The sequence below is a fragment of the Kumtagia ephedrae genome (genome assembly GCF_003012745.1).
Classification (GTDB): Bacteria; Pseudomonadota; Alphaproteobacteria; order Rhizobiales; family Rhizobiaceae; genus Kumtagia; species Kumtagia ephedrae.
The window spans coordinates 80,135-93,035 of sequence record NZ_PXYK01000001.1; the positions used below are offsets into that span (position 1 = coordinate 80,135).

The window sequence follows — 12,901 nt, forward strand, 5'->3', positions numbered from 1 at the left end:
GTCAGACGGCGCGCGGACGGTACAACACGGCAGGCATCAGGTTCCGCGCGCCATGAGCAAGCCAATCCTCTACGGCGCCGACTACAGCGTCTATGTGCGCATCGTGCGGCTGGCGCTCGCCGAAAAGCAAGTCGACTACGAGCTTGTGCCGGTGGACGTGTTCGCCACGGGCGGGCCGCCGGAATGGTACGGGCGGCACCAGCCCTTCGGGCGCATCCCGGCGTTCGAGCATGGCGGCTTCGCGCTTTACGAAACCAGCGCGATCAGCCGCTATGTCGACGAGGCTTTTGCCGGCCCGGCGCTGCAGCCGGCCGATGCCAAGCTCCGGGCCACGATGAACCAGGTCGTCGGCATCGTCGATGCCTACGCCTACCGCACCCTGGTCTGGAACATCTATGTCGAGACCGTGTCCAAGCCTGCGCAGGGCGCGCGGACCGACGAAGCGCTGGTCGCCAGCGCGCTGCCGGTCGCCCTCACCTGCCTGGCCGAGTTGGCGCGGCTGAAGCGCGACGGCGACTGGTTTCTGGGCGACACGCTTTCTCTCGCCGACCTGCATCTCGCGCCGGTGTTCGGCTATTTCACCAAAGCGGCGGCGGCGCAGGCGCTGCTTGCCGGCCATCCGGCGCTCACCGCGTGGTGGGAGCGCATGCGGCAGCGCCCGAGCTATTGCGGGACCGAGCCGACGAGCTGACCGGTGAGGCGCTCCGATACGGCGGGTGCTGAACTCTGGCCGTAACGCTGTCGCCGAGCGTTGGCGTGCTGCCGCCCCCTCTCCGTCTCGCCCTGCGGGCTCGCCACCGCTCCCCCACTTCGTGGTGGCGAGGAACCCGGACTGGAGAAGCGCCAGCAGGAACCAATTTCACACCGCGGCGACGTGCTTCGCCACCTCGATCTTCTCCGGCAAAACCGTGCGCTCGCTCAGCCAGTCGGCGGCCCTCTGGAACTTTTCCAGGAACGCCTCGTCGGTCACCGCATAGGGCGTGTATTTCCGCTTCAGCGTAATGAAGTGGTCGCGGACCGCCTGCGGATAGTTCAGGCCCTTGTAGGCGATCTCCTCGGCCTCGACATTGTTGGCGCTCGCCCATTCGGCCTCGGCGACGATGGCGGCGTTGAAGGCGCGCACGAGGTCGGGATTGTCGGCGACGAAGTCGCGGCGGGTCAGATAGGTGTTGAAGTCGATCTGGAACGGCAGGTCGCGCTCTTCGAGAAACACGTCCTGCGCATCGTATTCGACGCGCGCGATGTCGACGCCGGGGCTCCACATCGACCAGGCGTCGACCTTGCCCGCCGCCAGCGCCGGCGCGGCGTCAGGCGGGTTGAGGTAAACGAAGTTGACCTGCGAGCGGTCGATATTGTGCTTCTCCAGCGCGGCGACCACCAGGAACTCGCCGAGGCCCGAGCGATTGACCGCCACCGACTTGCCGACGAGATCCTCGACGGTGGCGATGCCGGAGCTCTTCCTGGCGATGATTGCAGTGGTGCGCGGCTCGTAGATGAAGAACTGGGTGAAGACGAGAGGCGATCCGGCCAGGATGGCGGCCAGCGCCGGCGTCGTGCTGCCGCCGAAGGCGTAGTCGGCGGTGCCGCCGGTGACCGCCTGCATGGTCGGCGCGTGGTTGGGGAACGGGCCTACCCACTCGACCTCGATGCCCTCGCCGGCGAGGCGCTTCTCGAGCTCGCCACGCTCCCTGGCGATGTAGGTCAGGCCGAAATAGCCCCAGGTCAGCCGCAGCGTGTCGGTCTTGCGACCGGAGGCGCGGGCTGGGGCACCCCCGGCCAGGCCGAGCGCGCCGAGCCCGGCAAGCGACGTGGCGAGGAAGGAGCGGCGGGACGGCTTGAGAAGGGAAGCGGACATCAAAATGTTTCCTTGATTGACGTGGCAGCTAGGCGGCTTCGCGCTCTGACCCGACGCCTAGCGCGCGCAGCAGATCGGCGCGCAGCACCGACGCGTCCTTTTCGGCGGAGGGCCGGTGCTCGTCCGCGATCACGCCCTTGCGCATGACCAGAATGCGGTCGGCGAGCCTGATCGCCTCGTCGACATCGTGCGTGACCAGCAGCGCACCGGGGTGGTGGCGGGCGACCAGGTCCTTGACGAGCCCGTGCATGCGGATGCGGGTCAGGGCGTCGAGCGCCGCGAAGGGCTCGTCGAGCAGCAGCAGCTTCGGCTCCTGCACCAGCGCCCGCGCCAGCGCCACGCGCTGCGCCTGGCCGCCCGACAGGTTGCGCGGCCAGTCGTCCAGCCGGTCGCCGAGGCCGACCTCGCCGAGGGCTGCGGCGGCCCGTTCCCGCGCATCGGCGGCGCGCAGGCCGAGCGTAACGTTGCGCCACAGCGTGTCCCACGGCAGCAGCCTGTGCTCCTGGAACACAACGGCCGGGCGCCCGGGAACCTCGACGCTGCCGCCCTGGATCGGGTCGAGGCCGGCCAGAGCGCGCAGCAGCGTGGTCTTGCCGCAGCCGCTTTCGCCCAGCAGCGCCACGAACTCACCCTCGCCGATGCGCAGGTTCAGGCGGTCTATGACGATCCTGTCGCCATAGGCGCGACGCAGGTTGGAGACGACGACGGCACTCTTGTGGAATGCGGAAGGCTGCCGGCTCATGGCCTGGCTCCGTAGTTGGGATGCCACTTGAGCAGGCGCCGCTCGAGCAGCCTGGCAAGGCTGTCGGCGCCGACCCCGATCAGCGCGTAGATGACGATCGCCAGCACAATGATGTCGGTGCGCAGGAATTCGCGGGCGTCCATGGCGAGAAAGCCGAGCCCGGCCTGCGCCCCGATCGTCTCGGCCACGACCAATGCCAGCCAGGCCGTCGCCAGCGAGAAGCGCACGCCGGTCAGGATGGACGGCATGGCGCCGGGCAGGATGATGCGGCGGATGAGTTCCCAGGTGCCCAGGCCCTGGACCCGGCCGAGCTCGATCAGCTTCGGATCGACCTGGCGGATGCCGAGCGTGGTGTTGATGTAGATCGGAAAGGCGACGCCGAGCGCGACCAAGAATATCTTCTGCGCTTCGCCCACGCCGAACCAGACGATGACCAGCGGCAGCAGCGCCAGGAACGGAATGGCGCGGACCATCTGCACGGTGCGGTCGACGACGGCTTCGGCGAGCCGCGACAGGCCCACCAGTATGCCGAGCGCGAAGCCGATGCCGCCGCCGATGGCGAAGCCGATCGCCGCCCGCAGCAGGCTGACCGACAGGTCGTGCAGCAGCGTGCCAGACACGGTCAGATTGTAGGCGGTCGCGAGCACCTTGCTCGGCGCCGGCATGACATGCGGCTCGATCGAGCCGAAGCGCGCCAGCACCTCCCACAGCACCAGCAGAGCCGCGGGCACCAGCCACGAGATCAGCAGCAGCGCATTCTTGCCGAGCCTGATCCGGGCCGACGGAACAGGCGCATAGCTTGTGCCCTCGGCGACGATCTGCAGGGTCGAACTCATCGCATATCCTTTCTCGTCCGGCAGCGGCGCAGCCGCTCCCCGCCGCTACGCATCGGACAGAGCGCGAGCGGCCGAACCCGCTTCCAGGGCGCGCACGCGCGGAAAAATCTCGTCGGCGAAGCGCCGCATCTCGGCGCGCAGCGGCTGGAACTGCAGCATGAACAGCTCGATCCCGGCACGATGGAAAGCGACGATGCGCTCGCTCACCTGCTCGTAGGAGCCGACCAGCCCGGCCGCGGTTCCGCCATTGGTGCCGAGCCGCGCCGATTTCGCCATGGTCTGGAACATGGCGGCCTTGGGATCGGCGTTGCGTCCCTGCAGCGCCTGCACGTCGCCCGCCGCGGCGGCCAGCGCCAGCAGGCGCCCTTCTTCCTGCCGCGCCTCGTCTTCGGTTTGACGGGCGATGACGAAGGCCGACAGGCCGAAGCGCAGCGGTGCGCCGGCACGCGGGCGGCGGCGCAGATCGGCAACCAGCCCGGCGACGTCGGCAAGCGGCTGGCCGTTGATGAACCAGACGTCGCCCTGCTCGGCGACGAGCACCCGCGCCGGCTCGGACTCCCCGCCGATATAGATCGCCGGCCGCTGCCGATGAAGATCCTTCGGCGTCAGCCTGTAGTCGCTGATGGCAAAATGCTCCCCTCGGTGCGAAACGCTTTCGCCCGACACGAGCCGGGACACGACGGAGAGCCATTCCCGCCCATAACCATAGCGCCCGTCATGCTCGCCGAAGGCGATGCCGGCCTTCTCGAATTCGGACTTGTTCCAGGCATTGACGAGGTTGATGCCGAAACGTGCGCCGCTGATGTTCTCGATCTGCAGGGCCATCTTGGCCAGGAACACCGGGTGGAGGATGTAGGGTTTGATCGCCGCGATGATCTCGATGCGGCTGGTGAGCGCCGCCAGGGCCGCCGCTGCCGTCCAGGCCTCGAGCTGATCGTGGTCGGGAAGATGCGGATTGACCGTGTGCTGGGCGATGAGGGTTGAATCGAAGCCCAGTTCCTCGGCTTCGAGCACGACGGCCTTGTTGTGCTCCCAGGAGGCGTCGAACGGCTCCCGCGGGTCCCGCAGCGCCGCGCGCGGGCCGTGAACCGGCGCCCAGACGCCGAAGCGGATACGCCTGCCGGTCATGCCGCATACCGGGCGGGGCGCCGATGCGAACCCCCGCGGGAGCGAGCGACAGGTTCAACGGCCACCGCCTGCGCAGGCCACCCGCCACCGTTCGGAATCCGTGACAAACTCGCCTCCCGACTAGAGAAACTGCTTAGTCTATAGATTATATGGAATTGGCGAGGCGCTGATGGTTTCGAATACCAAGTTTGCCGCTTTCGGCGAAAAAGAGCGCGGGAGGATCGGGACAGTCGGAGATTGAAATGCCTTCCGATCAGGGAGGCCGGATGCAGGATTTCAGCGTTCCGCAAAGGAATGCAAGAAAGCAGGCCGAAAACAGCGCCTGTCGGCGGCGTGGCCCCGCCCGAAAGCTCCGGGCCGACCGAATCCGGGACGCCAGCCGGCCGTCGGCCTGGCGCCGGCGGGCATTTCTTCGAATTCGGTCAGCCTCTTCGCCAGGATGCCCAAAGAGGCCTTTTCTTGACCGGCTTCGGTTCTTCCCGCGGCGGCGGCGCCTGCCATTTTGGCTGGAAGGGCACGGACGGGACATAGGTCCGGATATTGATCGTCTGAAGGTCTTTCAGACCGGGGAGGATTCGTTCCGCGGCCATGTCCTCGTCCGCATCGAGCCATGTGAAGTCGATGTTTTCGCGGTAGTGCGCAAGCGTCATGAAGCGCTTGTGGATTTTTCGCGTCTGGGCGTTTGCCTCGGTCATGGCGGAAGGCCTGGCGGCCCGCAGCAGATAGGTGATCCGCCGGCCGGTGTCGACCTTCGCCAGGACCTGGAAACAGCAGAGCCGGAACATCGCCTCCAGGCAGGACGCGCTTGCCCTCCAGAAGAAATTCTCGGTCGTTATCGGCTCGTCGTCGCCCGGATTGAACAGCATGATCGGGCGCCGCTCATCGGCCAGGTAATGCGTCTCGACCAAGGCCAGGCCATTCAGCCGGGTCAGTCGTCGCAAGGTGCCCACGGCCTGAAGCGGATCGAAAACATGATAAAGGACCCCGCACATCAGCACGACATCGAAGCGGCGATCCGCAAGCCTGTCGACGATGTTGCTCAGATCGATGTCGGTCCGGTAGTCGACGCCCAGTCCCAGGGTTCTGTTGGCGAAGGCGAACGTCTCGCGCGCCGCGACGTCGGTGGCAAGCACCGAACTTGCCCCGCGCGCCCGCACGATGAAGGAAGCGATGCCGTCCATCGTGCCTATGTCGAGGCAATCGGCGCCGGCGACATCGACATGTTTCAGCAGTTCATAGAGGCCGAACAGCGTATGGTTCGGCGGCACCGAGGCGGCAAAGCGGCCGCGGCTGACAAAATCCAGGTGCGGACGAAAATCGATCGCGTGAAACCAGGGGCCTTTCGGCACCTCCGTCGGCTTCATCAGACCAGCCCTCCCCGGCATTTTTTCTCACGATCAGCTTGCCGTGGCTTTCGCGAGTCTCTCTCGGCAGCGCCTAGTCGAACCGCCCAAGCCTGGACGCACCCCCGACCCTACGCCGCCGCCTTCTGCCGCACAACGGCGGCCACAGCCGGGAACACCGCCGCCGATTGCCCGCCATCCGGGAAGCCGCCCTGCGCCATGTCCCGCCTGCCACCGCCGCCCTGGCCGCCGGCAGCCAGTGCAGCCGCGCGAACCATCTCGGCTGCGTCGAAGTCCTTCGCCAGGTCATCGGTCACGCCGACCACCACATAACCTTTGCCTTCCTCGGAGCGGCCGGCGAAGACCACGATTCCCGAGCCGAGCGACCGTTTAGCTTCGTCGACCAGTCCTTTGACCTCGCGGGCCGGTATGCCGTCGACAAGCCGCGTCATCACCTGCACGCCGCCGATCGCCTCTGTCCGCGCCTGTCCGCCGGCGGCGTCTCCGCCGCTCATCGCCAGCTTCTTCCTGGCATCGATCAGATCGCGCTCCAGCTTCCTGCGCTCCTCGACCAGCGCCTCGACGCGCGACAGCGCGTCGGCGGGCGAGACCTTGAGGGTCGCTGCGATCGCCTTCAGCCGGCGGTCCTGCTCGTCCAGGTGCATTCGCGCCGCCTCGCCGGTCAGCGCCTCGATACGGCGCACGCCGGCCGCGACGGCACTATCGGAGAGAATGCGGACAAGGCCGATGTCCCCGGTCGAGCGGACATGGGTGCCGCCGCACAGTTCGACTGAATAGGGCCGGTTGGCCTTGGCGCCGTGCAGACCCGTGCCCATAGACACGACACGGACTTCATCGCCGTATTTCTCGCCGAACAGCGCCATCGCGCCCTCGGCGATCGCGTCGTCGACCGACATCAGCCGCGTCGTGACCGGACTGTTCTGCACGACGATCTCGTTGGCCATATGCTCGACCTGTTCGAGTTCTTCGAGCGAAATCGGCTTGTTGTGCGAGATGTCGAAGCGCAGCCGGTCGGGCGCGACCAGGGATCCCTTCTGGGCCACATGGGTTCCGAGGACCTCGCGCAGCGCCTCGTGGACAAGATGCGTGGCGGAATGGTTGGAGCGCAGCGCCGTGCGGCGGGCGTGGTCGACCTCGAGCACGACGGCAGCCCCGACCTTGACCGTGCCTTCCGCCACCTTGCCGAAATGCACGAACAGGCCGTCGCCCTTCTTCTGCGTGTCGGTCACGTCGAAGCGGAAGCCCTCGCCTGCAATCGTGCCGGTATCGCCGACCTGTCCGCCGGATTCGCCGTAGAACGGCGTCTGACTGGCGACCAGCCCGACCGTCTCGCCGACCGCTGCGCTCTCCACCGGCACGCCGTCCTTGACCAGCGCAGCCACGACGCCCTCGGCCTGTTCGGTGTCGTAGCCCAGAAACTCGGTGGCTCCGGTTCGTTCACGCACGCCGAACCAGACGACTTCCGTCGCCGCCTCGCCGGACCCCGCCCAGCTCTTGCGGGCTTCGGCCTTCTGCCGCGCCATCGCATCCTGAAAACCGTCGAGATTGACGGAAATATTGCGCTGACGCAGCGCATCCTGCGTCAAATCCAGCGGAAAACCATAGGTATCGTAGAGCTTGAAGGCCGTCTCGCCATCGAGCATGTCGCCCGGGCCGAGAGTGGCCGTCGCGTCTTCGAGCAGGCCGATGCCGCGCGCCAGCGTCTTGCGGAAGCGCGTCTCCTCCAGCTTCAGAGTCTCGGTGATCAGCGCCTGACCGCGCACCAGTTCGGGATAGGCCTGGCCCATCTCGCGCACCAGCGCCGGAACCAGCTTCCACATCAACGGCTCGCCGGCACCCAGCAATTGCCCATGGCGCATGGCGCGGCGCATGATGCGGCGCAGCACATAACCCCTGCCCTCGTTCGACGGCAAAACCCCATCGGCGATCAGAAAGCAGGACGAGCGCAGATGGTCGGCGATCACGCGGAACGAGGCAACGCTGTCCTTGTCCGGCCCGCGTCCGAGCGCCGACGCAGTGGCGTCGATCAGGGTGCGGAACAGGTCGGTCTCAAAAACGCTGTCGACGCCTTGCAGGATCGAGGCCATGCGCTCCAGGCCCATGCCTGTGTCGATGGACGGCCTCGGCAGATCGATGCGTTCTTCCTTCGTCACCTGCTCATACTGCATGAAGACCAGGTTCCAGAATTCGAGGAAGCGGTCGCCATCCTCTTCCGGGCTGCCGGGAGGGCCGCCCCAGATATGCTCGCCGCGATCGATGAAAATCTCCGAGCACGGCCCGCAGGGGCCGGTATCGCCCATCGCCCAGAAATTGTCGGACGTCGGGATGCGGATGATGCGGTCGTCCGAAAAGCCGGCGATCTTCTTCCACAGATCGGCAGCCTGATCGTCGGTGTGATAGACGGTGACCAGCAGCTTGTTCCTAGGCAGGCCGAAATCCCTGGTGATCAGGGTCCAGGCGAGATCGATGGCGCGCTCCTTGAAATAATCGCCGAAGGAAAAATTGCCGAGCATCTCGAAGAAGGTGAGATGACGGGCGGTGTAGCCGACATTGTCGAGATCATTGTGCTTGCCGCCGGCGCGCACGCATTTCTGCGAGGTGGTGGCGCGGGCATAGGCGCGTTTCTCCAGTCCGGTAAAGACGTTCTTGAACTGCACCATGCCGGCATTGGTGAACATCAGCGTCGGATCGTTGCGCGGCACGAGCGGGCTGGAGGCGACGATCTCGTGACCGTTCTTCCCAAAATAGTCGAGGAAGGTCGACCGGATCTCGTTGACGCCACTCATGTCACTGCCTTTGCTTGATCCCGCCCGGGAAAAATGGGTACGGCCTTTTAGCGGCAGCGCCGAACCCTGTCCACGGGGCGCGGAACGGCGCGGCATCCGGCGACACCGCCACCCGCGCGCCAATCCTGCGCCGTTCCGCCGGCTTGTTCCCTTGCTTCAGCCGTCTCTTCCCTCAAACGCAAAAGCCGCCGGCACTGCTGCCGGCGGCCTGGATCAGACAAATGCAGGGGAAGTAGCCGGCTTACATCTCCGCGGCGTCGTCGAAGCCGCCGTCCGAGCCGTTCTGGAGAAGACGCTCGGCGATCAGCCCGGCGTTCTGGCGCAGCGCCATCTCGATCTCACGCGCCGTCTCGGGATTGTCGCGCAGGAACAGCTTCGCATTCTCCCGACCCTGGCCGAGACGCTGGGAGTTGTAGGAGAACCAGGCGCCCGACTTCTCGACGACGCCGGCCTTGACGCCGAGATCGACCAGTTCGCCGGTCTTGGAAACGCCCTCGCCATACATGATGTCGAACTCGACCTGCTTGAAGGGCGGCGCGAGCTTGTTCTTGACGACCTTCACCCTGGTCTGGTTGCCGACAACCTCGTCGCGGTCCTTGACCGAGCCGATGCGGCGGATGTCGAGGCGCACCGAGGCATAGAATTTCAGGGCATTGCCGCCGGTCGTGGTCTCGGGCGAGCCGAACATCACGCCGATCTTCATGCGTATCTGGTTGATGAAGATCACCATGGTGTTGGAGCGCGAGATGGTGGCGGTGAGCTTGCGCAGCGCCTGGCTCATCAGTCGCGCCTGCGCGCCCGGCAGCGAGTCGCCCATCTCACCCTCGATCTCGGCGCGCGGCGTGAGCGCCGCGACCGAATCGACGACCAGCACGTCGATGGCGCCGGAGCGCACCAGCGTGTCGCAGATCTCGAGCGCCTGCTCGCCGGTATCCGGCTGCGAGATCAGCAGATTCTCCAGATCGACGCCGAGCTTTCTGGCATAGACCGGATCGAGCGCGTGCTCGGCATCGACGAAGGCGCAGATGCCGCCCTTCTTCTGGGCCTCCGCCACCGTGTGCAGCGCCAGCGTCGTCTTGCCCGAGCTTTCCGGCCCGTAGATCTCGATGATGCGGCCGCGCGGCAGCCCGCCGACGCCGAGCGCAATGTCGAGGCTGAGCGAGCCGGTCGAGATCGTCGCGATCTCGACGACCTGCTCGTTGGCACCGAGCCGCATGATCGAGCCCTTGCCGAACGCGCGCTCGATCTGCGACAGCGCCGCGTCCAGAGCCTTTGATTTGTCCACCGATCTGTCCTCAACAAGCCGCAATGTGTTTTGCGCCATGATACATACCCCTTGATCGTCTATGAAGGCCATGCGGGCCGATATCCCAGACTCTTTGTACTTCTTTTGTTCTTTTTTGGCAAGATGGACAACATCTTGATTTATTTGATTTTTGCAGAAAACGTTCCCCACCCGTTCCAGGATGGCGGCCCGTGGTCCTGCCGTTAGGGCACCGGCGTGCCGCAGGCCTCGGCCAGCTCGACGAGCGTGTCGCTGATTCCGGCGACGTCGAACACCGCCTCGCCCCTGCCGGAGAAGACGCCGAAACGCCACGACATGTTGAGCCGCCTGGCGCGCGCCAGCCGGCCCACCGCGTGGTCGCCGTCGAGCCGCAGCGACCGGCTCATGCTCACCAGCGCCCACTCCTCGGAAAAGGCGCCGCCATTGTCGAGACGGATGGTCACGGCCGTCCGGCCCTCCCCCGAGATGGCGCGGCGCACCTGAACCTCCTGGCGCCATACCGGATAGCGGCGCGTCTCGCAGGAAACGACCAGCGCGGGATGGTATTCGATGGTGCGGTTTCCGGCCGTCAGCGTGTTGAGGCTGTAAAGCGTGGCGCTGGCCGCTCCCTGCCCGCGCGAAATCTTCCAGCGGCCGAACTGCTGCGCATCCGCCGGCGGCACCGACAGGGCGACGACTGCCAGCGCCGCCAGTATCCGTCCAGCCGCATACCTCCACGCCATCCCCGCCCTCTTCCGCCGATACGCGCCTTTGGATCGCAACTTTGACGGGATCGGACGCGAGAGCAAGGCCTTATCGGAAAGCCGGCTGCGCGAGCCACGGGCCGGCGGTTGCCGACCGGAAACCAGATTGTCCGTACCCGGACGTGCGCCGGGTCGCCACAGGCTCCGAAAAACAAAGGCCGCCCCGAAGAGCGGCCCTCGCGGATGATTTCGGACGGCGTGGCGTTATTCCGCGTCGGCGTCCTTGGAGGCGGCCTTCTTCTTCGCCGGCGCCTTCTTCTTCGGCTCCTCGGCGGCCTCGTCGGCGCCGGCCTCGGCCTTTTCCGCCTTCTTGGCCTTTTTGGCCTTGGCCGGCTTGGCGTCGGCCTCATCGTCCTCGGCCATCAGCTCTTCCTTGCTCACCTTGTTGTCGGTGACGGAAACCAGGCCGAGCAGGTGGTCGACGACCTTCTCCTCGAAGATCGGCGCGCGCAGCGTGGTCAGAGCCGAAGGATTGCCGCGATAATATTCGTAGATGCCCTGCTGCTGATCGGCCGGGAAGCGGCGGATGAACTCGAACAGCGCCCGCTGCAGCTCCTCGTCGGAGACCTGGACGCCGGCCCTCTCGCCGATCTCGGCGAGCACCAGGCCGAGACGCACCCGGCGCTGCGCAAGCTTCATGTAGTCGGCGCGGGCCTCCTCCTCAGTCGTCTCCTCGTCGGCGAAGGTGCGGCCGGCGGCTTCGAGATCGCGGTTGACCTGGGCCCAGATGTTGTTGAACTCGGCCTCGACGAGCTTGGACGGCGCCTCGAAGGAGTAGTCCTTGTCGAGCTGGTCGAGGAGCTGGCGCTTCACCTTCTGGCGGGTCATGGAGCCGAACTGGCTCTCGATCTGGCCGCGCACGATCTCGCGCAGGCGCTCGAGCGATTCCAGGCCGAGATTCTTGGCCGTCTCATCGTTGATCTCGAGCTCGCCGGGGGCGGCAATCTCCTTGACGGTGACGTCGAAGGTCGCCTCCTTGCCGGCCAGATTGGCGGCGGAATAGTTTTCCGGGAAGGTCACGGTGACCTTCTTCTCGTCGCCGGCCTTGGCGCCGACGAGCTGGTCCTCGAAGCCCGGGATGAACTCCTTGGAGCCGAGCACCAGCGGCTGGTCGGTGCCGCTGCCGCCGGCGAAGGCTTCGTCGCCGATCTTGCCGACATAGTCGATGGTGACGCGGTCGCCTTCCTTGGCCTTGCCGTCCTTCGGCTCGTAGCTGCGGGCGGATTCGGCGACGCGCTTGACCTGCTCGTCGATCTCCTCCTCCGGAACGTCGTAGACCGGGCGGGTGACGGAGATGCCGGAGAAATCCTTGATTTCGAAGGCCGGGATGACTTCGTAGGCGAGCTTGAACTCGAAGTCGCTGCCGCCCGCGAGAATCTTCTCCGCCTCCTTCTCGTCCTCGGTCATGGTGATCTCGGGCTGCATGGCAGCCTTCTCGCCACGTTCGGCGACGATGTTGCGCGGCGTGTCCGAGAGAATCTCGTTAACCACCTCGGCCATGAAGGATTTGCCGTACATCTTGCGCAGGTGCTGAAGCGGCACCTTGCCTGGGCGGAAGCCGTTGATCCGGGCTTTGCCGCGGGCGGTCTCGAGCCGCGCCAGCAGCTTCGATTCCATGTCGCCGGCGGGCACCGTCACGGTGATTTCGCGCTTCAGGCCGGAATTCAGAGTTTCGGTAACCTGCATCATCAAACCTTTGTCATCTCGCTGGCTGCGACCGCTCGCGTCCATGAATTTCTGCATGCCGGGCGGCAATCTGTCGCGTGTGGAGAAACCGTGACCCTGTCGAACCAGGGGAGATGTTCTCTCTGCGCGCCAGGACTGTCGGTAAGCCGTTGTTCTTCCTGCTTCTTACCGAACCCGTCCGAAGCGGACCGTCACATCCCGTCAATTTTGTGACGCCTTTTGTCATAGGAGGGGCGGTTTTTCAACTCTCTTCGCATGGCCGCGGCCGGCGAAACGTCGGCATTGACGGGAAATCGACGCCGGCCTGCCGCGTTGACAGAAACGAAGCGGCGTGGGAATGCCGGACGGACGCGGATGTGGCGGAATTGGTAGACGCCCTGGATTTAGGTTCCAGTGCCGAAAGGCGTGGGGGTTCGAGTCCCTTCATCCGCACCATTCCGTATCTCGCGCGCGTTCGCTATCGCTCACCGTTCCGA

10 protein-coding genes and 1 tRNA gene are annotated in these 12,901 nt (G+C 65.8%); 2 read left to right on the forward strand and 9 right to left on the reverse strand.

The annotated features are described in order from the left end of the window. Nucleotides 1-52: 52 nt before the first annotated feature. Complete coding sequence (locus tag C7I84_RS00465; RefSeq protein WP_106770180.1) at nt 53-691, forward strand: glutathione S-transferase family protein; 639 nt, start codon at nt 53-55, stop codon at nt 689-691. Between the two features lie 168 nt (nt 692-859). Here C7I84_RS00465 and C7I84_RS00470 read toward each other — a convergent pair whose 3' ends face one another. From C7I84_RS00470 to tig, 9 genes are all read right to left on the reverse strand, one after another. Further along, nucleotides 860-1,855, reverse strand: coding sequence for an NrtA/SsuA/CpmA family ABC transporter substrate-binding protein (locus C7I84_RS00470; protein WP_106770181.1), 996 nt, complete (start codon nt 1,853-1,855; stop codon nt 860-862). A gap of 28 nt (nt 1,856-1,883) precedes the next feature. Beyond that, the gene (locus tag C7I84_RS00475; protein ID WP_106770182.1) at nt 1,884-2,597 is read right to left on the reverse strand and encodes an ABC transporter ATP-binding protein; all 714 of its coding nucleotides are present in this window, start codon (nt 2,595-2,597) and stop codon (nt 1,884-1,886) included. Next, on the reverse strand, nt 2,594-3,433 hold the full coding sequence (locus tag C7I84_RS00480; RefSeq protein WP_106770183.1) for an ABC transporter permease subunit: 840 nt from the start codon (nt 3,431-3,433) through the stop codon (nt 2,594-2,596). Before C7I84_RS00480 ends, C7I84_RS00475 begins: the two co-directional genes overlap by 4 nt. 45 nt (nt 3,434-3,478) lie before the next feature. Beyond that, nucleotides 3,479-4,561 carry an LLM class flavin-dependent oxidoreductase gene (locus C7I84_RS00485; protein ID WP_106770184.1) on the reverse strand — a complete coding sequence of 361 codons (1,083 nt, stop codon included), beginning with the start codon at nt 4,559-4,561 and terminating at the stop codon, nt 3,479-3,481. A gap of 422 nt (nt 4,562-4,983) precedes the next feature. Then, entirely contained in the window at nt 4,984-5,946 is a 963-nt protein-coding gene (locus C7I84_RS00490) for a class I SAM-dependent methyltransferase (protein WP_106770185.1), read from the reverse strand. 89 nt (nt 5,947-6,035) lie between these two features. Beyond that, a complete protein-coding gene (alaS, locus tag C7I84_RS00495; RefSeq protein ID WP_106770186.1) occupies nt 6,036-8,711 on the reverse strand; it encodes an alanine--tRNA ligase in 2,676 nt (891 codons plus the stop codon). Between the two features lie 241 nt (nt 8,712-8,952). Continuing rightward, on the reverse strand, nt 8,953-10,035 hold the full coding sequence (gene recA / locus C7I84_RS00500; RefSeq protein ID WP_106770187.1) for a recombinase RecA: 1,083 nt from the start codon (nt 10,033-10,035) through the stop codon (nt 8,953-8,955). Between the two features lie 164 nt (nt 10,036-10,199). Continuing rightward, nucleotides 10,200-10,718: a hypothetical protein gene (locus C7I84_RS00505; RefSeq protein ID WP_106770188.1), complete on the reverse strand. Its 519-nt coding sequence runs from the start codon at nt 10,716-10,718 to the stop codon at nt 10,200-10,202. 225 nt (nt 10,719-10,943) lie between these two features. Beyond that, a complete protein-coding gene (gene tig / locus C7I84_RS00510) occupies nt 10,944-12,425 on the reverse strand; it encodes a trigger factor (RefSeq protein ID WP_106770421.1) in 1,482 nt (493 codons plus the stop codon). 350 nt (nt 12,426-12,775) lie between these two features. Between tig and C7I84_RS00515 the strand changes: the two genes are divergently transcribed. Further along, nucleotides 12,776-12,860 (forward strand) — tRNA-Leu (locus C7I84_RS00515). Nucleotides 12,861-12,901: the final 41 nt, after the last annotated feature.